Source organism: Streptomyces sp. NPDC005799, assembly GCF_040630525.1.
Taxonomy (GTDB): Bacteria; Actinomycetota; Actinomycetes; order Streptomycetales; family Streptomycetaceae; genus Streptomyces; species Streptomyces griseorubiginosus_B.
Map to the genome: position 1 here is coordinate 45,627 of NZ_JBEXXQ010000051.1, position 17,846 is coordinate 63,472.

General features: G+C 69.1%; 13 protein-coding genes. 11 read left to right on the forward strand and 2 right to left on the reverse strand.

The window, feature by feature from the left end:
* Positions 1-19 precede the first annotated feature (19 nt).
* Positions 20-3,637, reverse strand: a complete 3,618-nt coding sequence (locus ABZ453_RS37925) for a LamG-like jellyroll fold domain-containing protein (protein ID WP_359022532.1) — start codon at positions 3,635-3,637, stop codon at positions 20-22.
* 455 nt (positions 3,638-4,092) lie between these two features.
* On the opposite strand from ABZ453_RS37925, the gene ABZ453_RS37930 reads away from it, so the two are divergent.
* The 9 genes from ABZ453_RS37930 to ABZ453_RS37970 all read left to right on the forward strand — a co-directional run bounded on the left by ABZ453_RS37930 (position 4,093) and on the right by ABZ453_RS37970 (position 14,633).
* Positions 4,093-5,106: a LacI family DNA-binding transcriptional regulator gene (locus ABZ453_RS37930; protein WP_359022464.1), complete on the forward strand. Its 1,014-nt coding sequence runs from the start codon at positions 4,093-4,095 to the stop codon at positions 5,104-5,106.
* Positions 5,107-5,250: 144 nt separating this feature from the next.
* A complete protein-coding gene (locus ABZ453_RS37935) occupies positions 5,251-6,498 on the forward strand; it encodes an extracellular solute-binding protein (protein ID WP_359022466.1) in 1,248 nt (415 codons plus the stop codon).
* 20 nt (positions 6,499-6,518) lie between these two features.
* On the forward strand, positions 6,519-7,505 hold the full coding sequence (locus ABZ453_RS37940) for a sugar ABC transporter permease (RefSeq protein ID WP_359022468.1): 987 nt from the start codon (positions 6,519-6,521) through the stop codon (positions 7,503-7,505).
* Positions 7,502-8,326: a carbohydrate ABC transporter permease gene (locus ABZ453_RS37945; RefSeq protein ID WP_359022470.1), complete on the forward strand. Its 825-nt coding sequence runs from the start codon at positions 7,502-7,504 to the stop codon at positions 8,324-8,326. Before ABZ453_RS37940 ends, ABZ453_RS37945 begins: the two co-directional genes overlap by 4 nt.
* Before the next feature lie 77 nt (positions 8,327-8,403).
* Positions 8,404-10,140: a trehalase family glycosidase gene (locus ABZ453_RS37950; RefSeq protein WP_359022472.1), complete on the forward strand. Its 1,737-nt coding sequence runs from the start codon at positions 8,404-8,406 to the stop codon at positions 10,138-10,140.
* Between the two features lie 72 nt (positions 10,141-10,212).
* Positions 10,213-12,066 (forward strand): RICIN domain-containing protein, encoded by a 1,854-nt coding sequence (locus ABZ453_RS37955; protein ID WP_359022474.1) that lies wholly within the window; start codon positions 10,213-10,215, stop codon positions 12,064-12,066.
* Between the two features lie 53 nt (positions 12,067-12,119).
* A complete protein-coding gene (locus tag ABZ453_RS37960; protein WP_359022476.1) occupies positions 12,120-12,446 on the forward strand; it encodes a hypothetical protein in 327 nt (108 codons plus the stop codon).
* A 558-nt stretch (positions 12,447-13,004) separates the two neighbouring features.
* The gene (locus ABZ453_RS37965) at positions 13,005-13,160 is read left to right on the forward strand and encodes a hypothetical protein (RefSeq protein ID WP_359022478.1); all 156 of its coding nucleotides are present in this window, start codon (positions 13,005-13,007) and stop codon (positions 13,158-13,160) included.
* A gap of 204 nt (positions 13,161-13,364) precedes the next feature.
* On the forward strand, positions 13,365-14,633 hold the full coding sequence (locus ABZ453_RS37970) for an MFS transporter (protein ID WP_359022480.1): 1,269 nt from the start codon (positions 13,365-13,367) through the stop codon (positions 14,631-14,633).
* A gap of 74 nt (positions 14,634-14,707) precedes the next feature.
* Here the strand turns inward: ABZ453_RS37970 and ABZ453_RS37975 are convergent, their stop codons facing one another.
* Entirely contained in the window at positions 14,708-15,667 is a 960-nt protein-coding gene (locus ABZ453_RS37975; RefSeq protein ID WP_359022482.1) for a LysR family transcriptional regulator, read from the reverse strand.
* 120 nt (positions 15,668-15,787) lie between these two features.
* Between ABZ453_RS37975 and ABZ453_RS37980 the strand changes: the two genes are divergently transcribed.
* Both ABZ453_RS37980 and ABZ453_RS37985 read left to right on the forward strand, forming a co-directional pair.
* The gene (locus ABZ453_RS37980; protein WP_359022484.1) at positions 15,788-16,774 is read left to right on the forward strand and encodes a fumarylacetoacetate hydrolase family protein; all 987 of its coding nucleotides are present in this window, start codon (positions 15,788-15,790) and stop codon (positions 16,772-16,774) included.
* Complete coding sequence (locus tag ABZ453_RS37985) at positions 16,771-17,730, forward strand: cyclase family protein (protein WP_359022486.1); 960 nt, start codon at positions 16,771-16,773, stop codon at positions 17,728-17,730. The genes ABZ453_RS37980 and ABZ453_RS37985 overlap by 4 nt, the downstream gene beginning before the upstream one ends.
* The last annotated feature ends 116 nt before the right edge of the window (positions 17,731-17,846 follow it).

Here is a 17,846-nt window from a genome sequence, read left to right on the forward strand (position 1 = left end):
ACGACGTCATGCGGTCATCTCATCGCACCTCCCGCGCGTACGGCGCGACGACGATCCGGTCGATCAGCGGCGCGTACCGGGAGCGGAGCAGCACTCCGGGGAAGGTGTCCGAGGCGTATGTCGTGCCGTCGAAGTTCGGCAGTTCCTCGGAGCGGAAGGAGACCGTGTTCTGTCCCTTCGTCAGCTGGAGGGGGACGGTCAGTTCCCAGAAGTTGTCCTGGTGGAAGGTGTGCGGGAAGCCGACGCGCTGTGTCTCGCCGCCGTTGACGGTGATGTCGGCGTGGCGGGCGAGCGGGTCGGGGTTGTAGTGCGTGGCCTCGGACTGCTCCGGGTTGGAGTAGCGGATACGCAGCGCGTACAGGCCGGCCTTGTCAGCGGTGACCGTGAATGTCGCCGTGTTGCCGTTGCCCGGGTCGCCGCCGATGCCTGTGATCGCCGTACCGTCGCTCGCCAGCGGCAGCGAGGCCGGCGTGGCCGAGCCCGCGAGCTTGGCGTCCTGTGCCTCGTACGTACGCGTCTTGAGCGTGCCGTCGGTGGGCGTGACCGTCAGCCGGTCGACGAGGGTGACGTCCGAACCACCGGTCACCGTCACCTTGTTGATGCCGCCCGAGAGGGAGACCGCCACCTTGTGCCGGGACTTGGTCACCTGCAGGACGTCGTGTCCGTTGACGGAGAGCCGGGCATCAGCGCCGCCGAGGGTGTCGACGCCGAGGGTGGCCTCGCGGTCGGCGGGGGAGTAGACCCAGAACGTGGCGGTCTGATGTTTCGTGACCCGGACCGCGCCGGAGCCCGTGGCGGGTGCCGGGGTGTGTTTCGGCAGGTCGTAGACGGGGTGGGCCCCGCCGCTCGTCCAGGCCAGCTCGCCCTCGTAGACCTGGGTGGCGGCCGAGGCGTTCGGCAGGGACAGCGTGAGCCGGTCGACGATGGTGTCGCCCTTGGTGGTGCGCCTGCTGTCGAGGCTCTTCGCGGCGAGCGTCAGGGTGTGCCTGCCCTTGGTGAGGTGCACTTTGGTGTCGGTGTGGTCCCACACCACCCACTTGTAGCCGAGCGGCAGGTACAGTTCCTGCTCGTCGGCCGCCTGGCCGTCGACCCGCAGGAACACGTTGGTCGGGCCCTGTTCCTTCAGCTTGTCGTAGGTGTTGAGGGAGTTGGCGAAGACACTCAGGTCGTAGGTGCCGTCCTCGGGCACGTCCACGGCGAAGTCGAGCGTGACGTCCGAGCCGGTGCGCAGGCCGCCCACGTCGTAACCGCCGGATGTGTAGAACTTCGACACGTCGCCCGTCGAACCCTCGGGGCCGTTCTTGGAGTAGCCGGACCCGGTGTGGGCGGCGTCCTCCGCCTCGTACGACCCCTGCCAGCGCACCGGCGCCGACTGCGTGCCCTTCGCCTTGCCGGCCGGGCTGAGGATGATCTCGTACGCCGAGGACTCTTTCAGCCGCGGCAGCGTGCCGTCGCCGAAGTCGACGACGACCTTGCCGTCGGCACCGACCTTCAGGTTCGTCTCGGTCAGGAGCTTCGGGCCGGTGTTGTCGCCGACCTGACCGCTCCAGTCGATCTCACGCACCCAGGCGTGGACACGGTCGCCGAAGACCTTCCTGGGGACGTTGTCGAAGGTGATGTGGCCCTTGCCGGTGGACCCGCCGAAGATCAGCCGGGACTGCTTCTTGTGCTCGTCGAACGTGGCCACGCCCTGCATGGTGTAGTTCTGGCCAGGGAAGGGCGGCGTCACCGCCACCGTGTGCCCGCTCATCGAGGCGTACGAGTGCAGCAGCCACCACTGGCCATTGCCGCGGTTGGACTGAACGGCCGAGTCGGAGAGGTTGCCGTCGATGTTCCAGTACGCGATGTCGGCGTCCACCTTGGACTCCTCGATCGCGGACACCCACTGGATCATCTGGCCGGGTACGGAGGTGTGGTAGTTGAAGGCGTACTCGTTGATGTTGACGGGGAGTCGGGTGCCTTCGTGGTCGGTGCCCTTGAACAGGTCCTTCTCCCAGGCCCGGTACTTGGCGACGCTCTGGCGCACCGCCTCCGGGTGGCTCAGCTCGTGCCAGGTGATGACGTCGGGGAGGGTGCCGGCGGCCAGGGTGTGCGTGAGGAAGCCCTTCACCTGCTCGTACAGAATGCTGGTGTTGGGTCCGGCGATGCGGGCGTCCGGCATCTTGCACTTGATGAGCTTGTAGGCGGAGTCCCAGGCGGCGAAGTAGTCCGTGGGGTCGGTGAGCCAGCTGACCTTGTCGTAGCTCCAGTCGCCGGTGCCGAACATGTTGCCCTCAGGCTCGTTGAACGGCACGAAGACGATGTTGTCCTGGTACCGCTTCGGCAGATGGAGAACCTGGTCGACCTGCTTGGCGATCTTCTCCTCGTAGAGTTTGAGCTTCTCGGCGGGGGTGTTCCCCGGCCACTCGTAGGGGAAGCCGCGGTGGATGTCCGTCATGTAGATGTACACGTCACCGTCGGTGGAGTCGGCCAGCGGCTTCACCACGTCCAGCGCGTCGGCGCCGGGGTGCTGCGGGCCGTCCTGCGCCTTGGTGGAGACCGTGCGCAGGCCCATGCCCTCGATGAGGTTGTTGGTGGGGACGTCCGGGCCGTACACGCCGTAGAGGGTGCCGGAGGCCCCTCCGTGGAACGTGCCGGTGTCCGAGGCGAGGTCGACGGTGAGGGCGCCCTCGCGGACGACGGTGACGGTCGCCTGCACGGCCTGTCCGGCCGCGGTTCCGGCCACGGTGAAGGTGCCCGTCCCGGCGTACTTCTCGGGCGGTACGGCGTCCCAGGCGATTGGCGTGTCGCGGTCGTAGCCGTCGGAGAAGGTGGAGCGGACCGAGGCGGGCAGGGACGGGGCGGTCCCGGTCGTCGTACGGACGTCGAAGGACGTCTGTGAGAGCTGCTGGAGGGTGGGGAGGGTGCCGACCGTGCCGGCCACCTGCTCGGCGGTGAGTGCCGAGTGCCAGACTGTGAAGTCGTCGATCGCGCCCTTGAGCAGTGGGTCCTGGTAGAAGGACTTGCCGATGTAACCGGCCGCCGTGGCCGTACTGTCCAGCAAGTCCTTGGCCTTGACGGTCGTCGCGGTGGAGGAGACCGCCACGCCGTCGAGGTAGGTGGTGAGCCGGTGGGCGGACGTGTCGAGGGTGACCGTCACCGTCCGCCAGCCGTCAGCGGGCAGCGGCGCGTAGCCGGAGACCTGCGCCTCCGCGCCTCCGCCGCCGGTGGTCACGGCGGTGCGCAGGACTCCTCCGTTCGACGGCGTCGTGAACAGGTACCTGCCGGTGTCGGTGCCCAGATCGAAGATCCGCTGCCAAGCCGACGTGTCATCGCTCCACCTCAAGCGCGCCGAGACCGTCAAGTCGCTTGCGTCGCCGAGCACTTCGCGTGGGAGTCGGATGTACGCGCCGTCGGAGGTGGGCGCGCCGCCGGGCAGGGACAGCGCCTTGCCGACACCGTCGGAACCCGCGACGGACCGGGCGGTCGAGCCGTTCACCAGGGTCGCCGTCAGGCCGTTGCCGGAACTGTCTGTGATCTTTCCGGTGGCGAGATCGTCCTGGTCGAAGGTGTAGTGGGCGGTGGGCTGGGGCGTCTCGGCCGCCTGTGCGGGTAAGGCCGGCGCGGCCAGCAGGCCCGCCCCGAGGGCCAGCACCATGGCGACCGGTGCCCGGCGCCGGGGAGATCTGTCAGCGTGTGGCATGGATTGCGTCCTCAATCCGTGTGTGTCGCGGGTGTCGAACCAGTTCGATCGTGGCCTTGTCGACAGCAATGGCTCGCCTGCCGGGCAGAGGGCTACGGTCCGTGCATGCGGGGAGGGTGGTGCGGAACCGGCCCACGGTCACCGGAAGGATCACTTCATCGAACCGGTTCGGGGAAGCTAACACCGTCAATGTCGGCCAGCAATCCCCTGGACCAGAAGAAATCCGGACCTTCCGCCGGATACGAATTGTTTGCCGGTGGTGTTGACAGCCGTTGTGTCTGTTCCTACCTTCACTTCACGCGAACCGGTTCGACGATCGGATCCGAGTCGCAGTTCCACCCCGCACCCTCACGAGCCGATGAGTACTCTCGTCACCGCATATTCGAACCGGTTCGAGCAAGGAGTCACCCGTGAACATCGGTGAGATCGCCCGGCGGGCCGGTGTCTCGCGGAGCACCGTGTCCTACGCACTGAGCGGCAAGCGCCCGGTCTCGGAGGACACCCGCCGCAAGATCCAGGAGGTCATCGACGAACTGGGCTACCGCCCCAACGCCAGCGCCCGCGCCCTCGCCAACGGCCGCACCAGCACCATCGGCCTGGTCTTCCCGCCGGCCGGCAACCACTACACCGGGATGCAGCTGGACTTCATCGGCAGCGTTGTGGAGGCCGCCGCGGCCCACGACTACGACGTCCTGCTCTCTCCGAGCGGCGTGGACAGCGACCACTCCTTCCAGAGGCTGCTGGGGGAGCGGCGGGTCGACGGCGCGATCCTGATGGAGATCAGGCTGGAGGACGACCGGGTCGACCACCTGGCCGACCTCGGCTTCCCCTCCGTCGCCATCGGCCGCACCGCCCATCCGGAAGGCGGCTGGTGGGTGGGCCTGGACCACACCGCGCTCGCGGCGGCCTGCGTCCACCACCTGGCCGACCTCGGCCACCGCCGGATCGCCTTCGTCAACCGCCCTCAGCAACTGCTGCGGGCCGGGTACGAGTCGGCCCACCGCGGTCTCGACGGCTTCACCAAAGCCGCAGCCGAACGCGGCCTGACCGTACGCACCTACTGCTGCGGGGACGACCCGGCATCCGGGCAGGCCTGCCTGGAGCAGATCCTGCACGACGCCCCCGCCACCACCGGCCTCGTCACCCTCAACGAGGCCGCCCTGGGCGGCCTGTACCGGGGCCTGGCCCAGGCCGGCCGCCATGTGCCGCGCGACTTCTCCGTCACCGGGGTCGTCGCCGGCCGCTGGGCGGAGACGGTGACCCCGCAGCTCACCGCCGCCGACGTACCGGCCGAGGAGATGGGCCGACGCGCCGTCGACCTGCTGGTGGAACGGCTCGACCACCCCGACGCGCCGCCCCGGCACCATCTCCTCGCACCGCCGATCTCCCTGCGCGCCAGCACCGGACCCGTTACCCCGTCCTGACCGCATCCGCGTCGTTCACTTTCACGTCGCTTCACCTCACTTCACGGGACGCTCGAACCGCCCGACAGCGCTGTTCGCCACGCCCGTCTCGCCCCTGACCCCGTGCCTCGGCACCCGCATGCCCAGAACAAAGGAACCCTCGCAATGAACAGCTCCTCCAGACAGCGCCGTCTGACCGCCGCGGCCGTCACCGCGCTCGCGGTGGCCGTCTCCGCCACCGCCTGCTCCTCCGGCTCCGGCAGCACCGACACCAAGGGCGCCGGCAGCGGCACGTACACCATCTGGGACCCCTACCCGCAGTTCGACAAGGCCTCGGACTGGGCGAAGCTGCTCGACCAGTGCGGAACCAAGGCCGGCGTCAAGGTCAAGCGCACCGGCTTCGACACCAGCGACCTGGGCAACAAGACGCTCCTCGCCGCCCAGCAGGGCAACTCGCCCGACGTACTCATCGTCGACAACCCCGTGGTCTCCACCCTGGCCGAGGCGGGTGTGCTCACCACCACCGCCGACAACAAGCTCGACACCTCGAAGGTCGACCCCAACCTGCTGGCGGCCGGACAGTCGGGCGGCAAGACCTACGGCACGCCGATCGGCGCCAACACCCTCGCCCTCTACTACAACAAGAAGGTCCTGAAGGCGGCCGGCGTGGACATCGCCTCGGTCAAGGACTGGACCTCACTGACGGCGGCCCTGGCGAAGGCCAAGAAGGCCGGCAAGAAGGGCATCACCTTCTCCGCGATCGGCACGGAGGAGGGCAGCTTCCAGTTCCTGCCGTGGTTCTGGGGATCGGGCGCCAAACTGACCCAACTCGACTCCGCCCAGGGCGTGTCCGCGCTGACCCTGTGGAAGGACTGGCTGAAGAACGGCTACGCGCCCAACTCGGTGCTCAACAACACCCAGACCACCAGCTGGCAGGAGTTCGCCAGCGGCGACTACGCGTTCAGCGAGAACGGCACCTGGCAGCTCGCCAACGCCAAGAAGGCCGGCCTCGACTACGGCGTACTGCCCATACCCGGCGCGAACGGCGGCAACGCGGCGGCCCCCACCGGCGGCGAGTTCGTCACCGTCCCGGTCCAGAAGGAGACCGGACGCTACGCCACCGCCCAGAAGCTGGTGACCTGCCTGACCAGCGGCGACAACCTCTACACCACCGACACCACCCTGTCCTACGTGGCCCCGACCAGCGCGGTCCAGGACAAGCAGGTGGCGGCGAACCCCGAGCTCAAGCCGTGGGTCGAGGCGGTCAAGTCGGCCAAGGGGCGCACCAGCGACGACCTCGGCACCAAGTACCCCAAGATCTCCGAGCAGATGTGGAAGGCCGTCCAGTCCGCCCTCAGCGGCTCCAAGTCACCCAAGGACGCGCTGTCCGAGGCGCAGTCCGCCGCCAAGTAGCCGGACCACAAGGGTCGTTGATGAACCACACGACACAGCTGCCGGACCACCGGTCCGAGCGCGTCCGCAGCGGGGCGGCGCACACCGCCGCCCCGCCCCGGGCCCGCCGCGGGAAGCGCCGCCGGCCCACCTCCACCCAGTGGGCCGCCTGGGGATTCCTCGCCCCGGTGACCGTCTACCTCGCCCTCTTCTACGCCTATCCGCTCTACCGCAACCTCGACCTCAGCCTGCGCAACTACACCGTCCGCTCCTTCGTCCAGGGCGACGCCCCGTTCAACGGCCTGGCGAACTACCGCACCGTCTTCGACAACCCGACCTTCGCCCCGGCCCTGCTGCACACCGCCGTCTTCACCGCCGTCTGCCTGCTCTTCCAGTACGCCATCGGGCTCGCCCTCGCGGTCTTCTTCAACCAGCACTTCCGGCTCTCGGCCACCCTGCGCGCCCTGTTCCTCGTGCCGTGGCTGCTGCCGCTGATCGTGTCGGCCTCCACCTGGTCGTGGATGCTCAACAGCGATTCCGGGATCGTCAACGCCGCCCTGCACGCCCTCGGCATCGGGCCGGTGAACTGGCTGACCTCACCGTCCTGGTCGCTGACCTCAGTGATCATCGCGAACATCTGGATCGGCGTCCCGTTCAACCTGGTCGTGCTCTACAGCGGACTTCAATCCATCCCTGCGGCCCTGTACGAGGCCGCCGCCCTCGACGGGGCCGGAGCCTGGCGGCGCTTTTGGAGCATCACCTTCCCGCTGCTGCGGCCGGTCTCCGCGATCACCCTGCTCCTCGGGCTGGTCTACACGCTCAAGGTCTTCGACATCATCTGGATCATGACCAAGGGCGGTCCGGCGGACTCCTCGACCACCTTCGCCACCTGGTCCTACCAGCTCGGCTTCGGCAACCTGCTGCCCGCCTTCGGGCCGGGCGCGGCCGTCGGAAACCTGCTCGTGGTCGCCGCTCTGGCCTTCGGCCTGATCTACGTCCGGGTGCAGAGAAAGCAGGCCCTGTCTTGAGCCGCACACGCAGGCGTACATGGGTGAAGACCACGATCGGCCTCGTGCTGACCGGGATCATGCTCTTCCCGGTCTACTGGATGGTCAACGTCTCCTTCACCCGCGACCAGGACATGCGCAAGAGCCCGCCTGACCCTCTGCCCCTGCACGGCACTCTGACCGGCTACCGCACCGTCCTCGACGAGCAACTGCCCTACCTCGGCACCAGCCTCGTCATCGGCCTGGGCACCGTCGTGCTGACCGTCGCCCTCTCCGCCCCTGCCGGCTACGCGCTGGCCAAGCTGCGTCCGCGCGGTGGCGGCATCCTGAGCTTCGTCCTGCTGGCCGCCCAGATGATTCCCGGCATCATCATGGCGATGGGCTTCTACGCCATCTACCTCCAGCTCGGCCTGCTCCAGTCCGTCCCCGGCCTGATCGTCGCCGACTCCACCCTGGCCGTCCCCTTCGCGGTGCTGATCTTCACCGCGTTCATGTCCGGCATCCCGGGCGAACTCCTCCAGGCCGCACAGATGGACGGGGCGCAGGCCCTGCGCACCTTCTGGTCGGTCGTGCTGCCCATGAGCCGCAACGCCGTGGTCACCGTGTCCCTGTTCGCCTTCCTGTGGTCCTGGTCCGACTTCGTCTTCGCCAGCACCCTCGTCAACGGCGGCGCTCACGAGCCGATCACCCTCGGCATCTACCACTACATCGGCAACAACAACCAGCAGTGGAACGCCATCATGGCCACTGCCGTCGTCGCCTCGCTGCCCGCCGCGGTGATCCTCGTCCTGGCCCAGCGCTACGTCGCCGCGGGCGTCACCGCCGGCGCCGTCAAGGACTGAGCCCCCAACCCCCACCACGACTGGCCGGTTGGCCAGTCGGCTGCTGCCCCCCTGCTCCAGAAACGAGTCACGCCACCATGACCGCCGCCCCATCCGGCCCGGCCTTCTCCGTCCATGACATCCCGTTCAGCATCTACGGGTCCTGGTTCGACATCTCGCCCGTGGTGGCGGAGAAGACGTACGCCGAGGACCTCCACCTCGTCTCGCACCAGAACGGCATGCACGCCGTCCTGCGCCTGATCCCTTTGAGCACGGCGAAGGGCGACCGCGCGGAGACCCGCGTCGAGGCGACACCGGGCCTGCTCAGTTGGACCGGCGAGCGTGGCCGCGTCGAGCTCGCCTTCGAGTCGCCGGACACCGTTCGCCTGCGGGGGAGGGGCCTGGGTTTCGGCGTCCTCGCCGCCGCACACCGCCTCACCCCGTTCAGCGGAACGTACTTCTTCCACGACCCGGCGGCGGACGCGCACGTGTTCACGTCGTACGAGACAGGACGCCGTTACCGCGTCACCGTGCTGTCCGGCGCGCTCGCCGGCGCGACCGGATCCCAGGCCCTGGGCGGCGTCGACCGCGGACTCACCATGACCGGGGGAGCCGACGGCACCTGGGAGATCGCGATCGAGGAACTCGACACCTCCCGCCCGCCCTACGCGTCGTCGGCGGCCTTCGGCGAGATCGTGGAGTCCGCGCGGCGCTCGTTCGCCGCCTTCGTCGACGCGGTGGCCCCCTGGCGTTCGCCCGCCACTCCGGCCGCCGAACTCGCCGCCTACGTCGTCTGGTCGGCGACCGTACGGCCGGCCGGCCTGGTCACCCGGCCCGCTGTGCTGATGTCCAAGCACTGGATGGACAAGGTGTGGAGCTGGGACCACTGCTTCAACGCCCTTGCCCTGGCGTCCGGTTGCCCCGAACTGGCCATGGACCAGTTCGCCCTGCCCTTCGACCACCAGGACGCCGGCGGAGCCCTGCCCGACTCGGTCACCCACTCCGAGGTCCTGTACAACTTCGTCAAACCCCCCATCCACGGCTGGGCCTTCGCCCATCTGCGCCGACGACTGCCCGCGCCACTCAGCGGGGAGCAACTGGCGCAGACGTATGACAGGTTGCGGCGCTGGACCGACTTCTGGCTGACCGCCAGACGCAGCCCCGGCGCCCGACTTCCCCACTACCAGCACGGCAATGACAGCGGCTGGGACAACGCCACCTCCTTCGACCCCGAGCGCGTGGTCGTCACTGCCGACCTGTCCGCCTTCCTCGTGCTCCAGCTGCGCGAACTCGCCGGACTCGCCGGGGAGTTGGGCAGGCCGGACGAGGCACGCCGCTGGGCTGACCTGGCCGAGGAGACACAGACCGCGCTGCTCGACCAGCTCTGGACCGGCGACAGATTCGTCACGCGATCGGCCGCCACCGCAGACACCTGGACCAGTGCCAGCCTCCTCGACCTGATGCCCATCGTGCTGGGCGAGCACCTGCCCGGTGAGATCAGCAGCACGCTGGCCGACCACATCAAAGCCCACCTCACTCCGTACGGCCTGGCCACCGAACTGCCCACCTCGCCGCACTACCTCGCCGACGGCTACTGGCGCGGCCCGATCTGGGCCCCCGCCACCGTCCTCGTCGAGGACGGCCTGCGCCGCGCCGGCCACCACCGGCTGGCGGACGACATCAGCGCCCGCTTCCGCGCCCTGTGCGAGACCCACGGCTTCGCCGAGAACTTCGACGCCCTCACCGGAACGGGCTTGCGCGACCGCGCCTACACCTGGACCGCCAGCAGCTACCTCCTCCTCGCGGCGGCGCACGCGCACCGAGACGGCCACTGACGGCCGCCTCCCACACAGCTCCGGGGCCGGACGGGCCCCGGTCCCCGCCCTCCCCTCCCCAGGAGCCGCACAGTGAAGCCGTTCACCGCACTTCCCGCGACCACAGCCCGCACCAGACGCCGGGCGGCCTCCACGGTCGCCGTCCTCATGGCCGCCCTGGCCTCGACCCTGGTACCCGCCGCCCCCTCTCAAGCCGCGGACACCAGCGTCACCGTCGACTTCGCCACCGCGGGCGGCGCCCCCACCTACCACGCCTCCGGAATGATCTACGGCATGACGCCGGACGGCTCGCTCCCGCAGGACCACTTCTTCAAGGACATCAAGTGGCACTTCATGCGGGCCGGTGGCGCACAGCTCAACAGCGGCGGCTACGCCACCAGCCTCGCCGACTACCAGACCCGCTGGAACTCGACCCTGGCCCAGTACAAGCGCACGGTCGCCCTCGGCGGCACCTTCGTCCTGCTCCCGCACGACCTGTGGGGCGCGGACAGCACCACGACCCAGGGCTGGCCCGGCGACAACGGTAATTGGACGCAGTTCGACAACTTCGTCAATCAGCTCATCAGCGACGTCAAGGCCAACAACATGACGGTCGAATGGGACCTGTGGAACGAGCCGGACAACAAGCCGTTCTGGGGTGCCACACAGACCCAGTACCTGCAGATGTGGTCGCGCTTCTACGCCGCGGTGCGGGCCAACTTCCCCAGCCAGCTCATAGTCGGGCCCAGCATGGCGAGCCAGCCGAACTCCTCCAACGGCTGGTGGACGACCTACCTGAACTACGTCAAGGCCAACAACGTCGCCCCCGACATTTACAGCTGGCACGACGAACCCGGTGACCCGGCCGTCGACGTCGGCCGCGCCAACTCAACGCTCTCCGCGGCCGGGCTGACCAACACCCGCGCGTACCAGATCAACGAGTACGCCACCCTGTCCATGCAGTCACCTGGCGGCGGCGCCTGGTTCATTGGCCGGCTGGAGCGCGCCGGGGCGGACGGCCTGCGCGGCAACTGGGCCTCCGGCACGGCTCTGCACGACGACGAGGCCAACCTGCTCACCAAGAACAGCGCCGGTCAGTACCTGCCGTTGGGCGAGTGGTTCATGTACCGCTACTACGGCTCGCAGTCCGGCAACATCGTCAACTACGTCCCCGGCTCCGGCATCGACGGCCTGGCGACCAAGGACAACACCGTCAAGAACGCCAAGATCCTGCTCGGCAGCAGCGGCAACACCGGCAATGTCACCGTCAACCTCACCGGCCTGAACACCACCTCGGTCGTGGAGAACGGCCAGGTCCGGGCCATCGTCCAGCGCGTTCCCTACAACAACGGCGCCGCCGTCGCCGGCCCGGTCACCGTCTCCGACACCACCCTGACCATCAGCAACAACGCCGCCTCGGTGAGCGTCCCGTTCAGCAACGCCAAGGACGGTTACACCGTCACCCTGCTCCCGCCGTCCAACACCACCATCTCCACGGTCGCCGTCAGCGAGAACAGCGGCCAGTGCCTGGACGACACCAATCTGAGCACCGCCGACGGCACCCAGTACCAGCAGTACTACTGCGAGGGCGGCTACCAGCAGATGCTCGACCTCAAGCCGGTGGCCGGGCGGACGAATACCTACACCGTGGTCAACGAGCTCAGCGGCCAGTGCCTCGACGTCTCCGGGGCCTCCACCGCCGACGGCGCCGCCGTCGAACAGTGGACCTGCAACGGCCAGACCAACCAGATGTTCACCCTCAACCCCGTCACCGCCCTCGGCAACAGCCAGGACTACCAGCTGGTCGCCGTCCACAGCGGCAAGTGCGTCGACGTCAGCAACGTCTCCACCCAGCCGCGGGCCCTCGTCCACCAGTGGACCTGCGACCCGGCGAGCGCCCTGAGCACGAAGAAGAACCAGATCTGGAGGCTCGACGGCAAGAGCTGAGAGCCCTGCGCAGGCGCGTGGCCGTCCGGTACCGGCAGCGGACGGCCACATCTGTGAATTGGACGTCGGTTACCGGCCGCACCCACCTGCTGGGCCTGCTCACCGCGCCGGCGGTCCCCACCCAGGCACCTCGGGCGCTCGGCGTCGAGGAGTTCGCGTTCCGCAAGGGACGACGCTCCGGCGCCGTCCTGGTCGACGTCGAGGACATCCGGGTCATGGACGTCTTCTCGGACCGTGAGGCGGCCACCTTCATCACGATCCGTGAGGCGGCCCCCGCCGCCCAGGAGCTCGCGCCGATCGTCGGCACATGCTCCACCGTGACTCCGACGCGGTCGAGAAGAGCGGCTATTCACAAACGTCGCCGTGTCTGCCTCCCATGACATGCAGTGCCGTATGAAGAGGGACGACGCCGACGCCGGTGACAACGATGGCCAAGGCGACGGCGAGTCAGGTAGCCACATCCCCGCCGGTCCGAACACTGGCAGACACGTTGGACGGCTCGGCTCGTTGCGAGCATCTCAACGAGCGCCCACGCGACCGTCTTGTCATACCCCCTCGGCGGCCGGTTTCGACAGGTGCACTTCACGACCCGCCCGGTACACTGCCGTCACGTCCCGTATCGAGGCTTTGTCGCGCACCGGGTCATCGCAGACGGCGAGCAGGTGGGCGTCATATCCGAGTGCGAGCCGCCCCTTGCGGTGCCCCAACCCGCGGGAGTCGGTCGCCAGCGAGGTCACGGAGACGAGCGCCAGGGTGTCCGTGGAGACCTGTGAGGTGATGTATTCCAGGCCCCTGGCCGCGTGCGTGCATGGCCGCCATGTTCTCCCACACGGATGCGAGGATCGTCAGCATCCCGTCCATCGGCTCAAGTACGGTGCAGCTGACGGCCGTGACCGCGTCGGCGATTCCGGACGCGGCGTGACACGCAGGCCGCGTTCGTGCTGGGGCGCCAGCCGAGCCGCTTTCTGCTCTGCGTGCATCTCGACGAGGGCATGGTGGTCAGGCTGGTCGACGCCACGCTCGGGGCCCTGGTTCCCGAAGCCATGACCGCCCGCCGGTGCGGCTGTCTGCGCAGGCCCGGAGCAGTGATGTGACCTGGACATCCATGGTGTGAATGACCCGAATACGGAATTCGGATCGCTCGAGGTATGGCAGCGGGGCCGTGCACGGCACATAGTCATGCCGACCCGCTCGCCGCCGTCCGACCGACGGCCGACGTGGGGCCATCTCACCATGCCGTGCGCTGCCGGCGCGCCCCCACAGGCATGTCCGCTTCCATACTCGTCCCTGGAGTCGCCATGCCCGGTTCCGTCCAGTCGTCCGCCACCGCGGTCGACGACGTCGCGTCGTCGCCCGTCGCCGTCTCGGGCCCGGCCCATCTGCTGCGCCTGACCCTGTTGATGGCGGGCAGCTGTATGCCGATTCTCGGGGCGGTGCTCATCGCACCGGTGCTGCCGAAGATGCAGGACTACTTCGAGTCGACCCCCGGTGCCAAAGCGTTGGTTCCTCTCGCGTTGACCGCGCCGGCGCTGGCGCTGGCGCTGCTGGCGCCGTTCGCCGGGGTGATCGTCGACCGGCTGGGCCGCAAGCGCCTGCTGATCGTGGCGACGCTCCTGTACGCCGTGTTCGGCACCGCCCCGCTCTATCTGGCGTCCCTGGGCGCCATCATCGCCAGCCGAGCACTGGTCGGTGTCGCCGAGGCCGCGATCATGACCTGCTGCACCACCCTGATCGGGGACTACTACTCCGGGTACCAGCGGGTGAAGTACCTCGCCCTGCAGACCATGTGCGGCTCGGCGTCGGCCACCGCCTTCTTCGTGATCGGTGGGGCCGCCGGGTCGGCGGGTTGGCGGGCGCCCTTCTGGGTGTATGCCGTGAGCCTGGTGCTCGCCCCGCTGATGGCCACCGTTCTGCCCAACCCCGCGCCCGGCGCGACCGTGGACGAGCATGGGACAGCGGTGGCCGACAACCGCCGCGCCTTCCCGTGGCGGCAGCTGCGGGGAATCTGCGCCCTCACCTTCTTCGGGGCGATGGTCTTCTACACCGTCCCGGTGGAGATGTCGTACCTGCTCGACGACCTCGGCGTGAAGAACTCCGGTGTGATCGGCCTGGCCACCGCCGTGTCGAGCGCCGCGACCGTGGGCGGAGCCATCGCCTTCAGCCGACTGAGGCGTTCGCCGGACGCGATGCTGCCCGCGGTCCTCGCGCTGTGTGCGGCGGGCTTCGGGGTGATGTTCCTGGCGGGCAACACCCCGCTGCTGGTAGCAGGGGCCGTGATCAACTGCGCGGGTACGGGCATGCTGCTGCCCGCCCTCCTCACGAGCGCCATGTCACGCCTGGCGTTCGAGGACCGCGGCCGGGGCACGGGGCTGTTCATGACGGCCTTCTTCGGCGGTGAGTTCGTCTGCCCGCTCGTCCTGCTGGCCGTGGAGTCCGCGGTCGGGAGTCTGGCCGGTGCGGTGGCCGTGCTGGGGCTGGCTGCCGCCCTCCTCGCGGGTGGTCTCTTCGCGGCGCGCCGTCGCGTCGGTGTGGTCGACTCCCGGCCGTTGCCGGAGCAGACGGCCTGACGGGCACACCCTTCGCCGGGGGCCGCCACGATGTGCTCCGGACGCGGCTTTGGAGCACATCGTGGACAGCCGTGTCAGCGGGACCCATCCTCGCCTCTGTCGATCTCACCTCTATCGATGACGTCGCCGTTGCCCGTCAGCGTCGCCCCCACCTCCGCCGCCTTCTGCCGCAGCCAGATGTGGGCCGCGTCCTGGGTGTGCACGGGGTGCCACCACATCGCCTCCCGCACCGGTACGGCCTCGAACGGGCAGGGCAGCACGCGTACCGCGGCGGACCGTACCGCTTTGCGGGCCAGGCGTTCCTGGATCATCGCGACCCGGTTCGTGCCCTCGACCATGTGGGGCAGCAGCTGGAAGGTCTGCACGGAGACTTCGACCCGGGGGCTGATGCCTATCATGCTGAGCTGGCGGGCGGCCGGCGCGTCGTAGGGGCGTTGGTAGACGGCCCAGGGCAGCCGGGCGAGATGGTCGAGGGTGAGCTCATTGCCGACCTCGGGGTGGTCATCGGCGACCAGGCAGAGCCAGCGGTCGCTGAAGAGGTCGACGGCCGGCAGACCGTCGATGACGCCGTGCGGCATCAGCAGGCCGTCGACGGTGCTGAGAACGGTCGCGGTGTTCTCCACGACGGAGGGCGCCGGGTGCTGGAAGGTGAGCCGGATTCCCGGCGCCTTCTGGTGCAGGGCGCGGGCGAGGACGGCCCCGAACACGGCCGCGCCGTAGTCCGAGGCGAGCAGGGTGAACTCGCGGGTCTCGGCCCCCGGATCGAAGTCAGCCTGGCTGGTGAAGACCCGCTCCAGCAGGTCGCAGGCGGTGGCGCTGCGCTCGCGCAGGGCGGCGCCGAGCGGCGTCAGTTCGTAGGTGTTGCCCGTCCGCGAGAGCAAGTCGTCGTCGAAGTGGCGCCGCAGCCGGGACAGCGCCGCGCTCATCGCGGGCTGGCTGAGCCCGATGCGCTCGCCGGCCCGGGTGACGTTGCGTTCCTCCAGCAGCGCGCGGAGGGCAACGACCAGGTTGAGGTCGAGTCGGGACAGGTTCACCGGGCACCACCTGGAAAGAGTCAGATATCCGTGCCGTGGATGGGCATCATCCACAGGATTCATTTCCGCGATCTGCGGTTCCAGGTCACAGTAGACCGCAACTCAGCGGGAGGAAATCTCATGGCAACACTCGCGCAACCAGCCGGCCCGTTCGCACTCGGCACGCTCTCCTTCCAGGACGGGAACCCGTTCCCCGCCCTGGTGGTCCGGGGCCGGGTGCTGGACCTGAGCCAGGCTCTGGCCTGGGAGCCGGCCGATGTGCGGTCCGTGCTGGAACGGTGGGAGGAGGCTCTCCCCGTTCTGCACGTCCTCGCGGGCGAGGAAAGCCTGGCGTGGCAGCCCCTGGACGGTCTGCGGGTGCACGCCCCGGTCGAGCCCCGGCAGATCTTCCAGTCCGGCGCCAACTACCGCCAGCACGTGATCGACCTGGAGGTCGCGCACCGCTCTGCCGACGACCCGCGCACGGTCGAGGAGGCGCGTGCCGAGATCGCGGCGGTGATGGACCGGCGGGCGGCCGAGGACCTGCCATACGTCTTCATCGGCCTGCCCAGCACCATCGCGGGGCCCTACGACGACGTCGTCCTCCCCGCCTGGGCCCAGCAGCCGGACTGGGAGCTGGAGCTGGCGGCCGTGATCGCCAAGCCTGCCTACCGGGTGTCCGTGGAGGAGGCGCTGGAGTACGTCGCCGGGTACACGATCGCCAACGACCTCACCGACCGGGCCACGGTCTTCCGCCGGGACATGAAGGCCATCGGCACCGACTGGCTGCGCAGCAAGAACGCGCCGGGCTTCACGCCGCTGGGCCCGTGGATCGTGCCCGCCGGATCGATCGCGGACCCCGGTGATCTGCGGGTCACGCTGAAGCTGAACGGCGACACCATGCAGGACGAGTCGACCAAGGACATGCTCTTCGGAGTCGCCCGCCTGGTGTCGTACATCTCCCAGGCGGCCCGACTCCTTCCCGGCGACCTGGTGCTGACCGGGTCTCCGGCCGGCAACGGCATCCACTGGGGGCGGCTGCTGCGGGACGGCGACGTCATGGAGGGCTCGATCACGGGGCTGGGCGTCCAGCGCACCCGCTGTGTCGCCGAGGAGGCCGGCGCATGATCGACCGTACGGATCCCGAGGGCGCGATCATCGAAGCCGCCAAGAGGTACTCCAACTGGGGGCGTTGGGGTGAGGACGACGTCCTCGGTACCCTCAACCACCTCACCGAGGCCAAGCGGCGCGAGGGCGCGGCACTCGTGCGCCGGGGCGTGAGCTTCTCGCTGTCCCAGCGGTTCGACATGAACGGTCCGCAGAAGGGCTGGCGTCGGCGCACCAACCCCGTGCACACCATGCTCGACACCGGCACCGACGCGGCCCTCGGCAACCAGGGCTTCCCGCACGGGATCGGAGGTGCCGACGACGTCATCGCGATGCCGTTGCAGTGCTCCACCCAGTGGGACGGGCTCGGCCACATCTTCGACCACGGCAAGGCGTGGAACGGGCGGCCGGCGGAGAAGGTCGTCACCTCCGACGGCGACCTCGTCACCGGCATCGAGCACATGGCCCCGTACGTCGCCGGGCGCGGGGTACTGTTGGACGTGGGCCAGGTCATCGGCACCGACGGTGAGTTGTCGGACGCGTTCGCCATCACCGAGGAGCACCTGACCGCGACCGCGGAAGCCCACGGCGTGAGCGTGGGACGCGGCGACATCGTCCTCGTACGGACTGGTCAGCTCACCCGCGCCAGGCGCCACGGCTGGGGCGACTACGCCGGCGGACCGGCGCCCGGCCTCTCCTTCACCACGGCCGGCTGGCTGCACCGCACAGAGATCGCCGCGATCGCCACCGACACCTGGGGCTTCGAGGTACGGCCCAACGAGTTCGACCACGCTTTCCAGCCCCTGCACCAGGTCGTCATCCCGAACATCGGCCTGCTGGTCGGTGAGATGTGGGACCTCGACGCCCTCGCGGCCGACTGCGCGGACGACGGCGTGTACGAGTTCTGGCTCACCGCCGCACCCCTGCCGATCACCGGAGCTGTCGGCTCACCGGTCAACCCCATCGCCGTCAAATAGCCCGCAGAACCGGCCGGATGCGTCCTCCCCGGACAGCAGCGGCGCATCCGGCCCCACCCGCTCCACCCCGCCGACGGGTGACTCATCAAAATCCATGGCCCCGCCCCCCCGTGGCG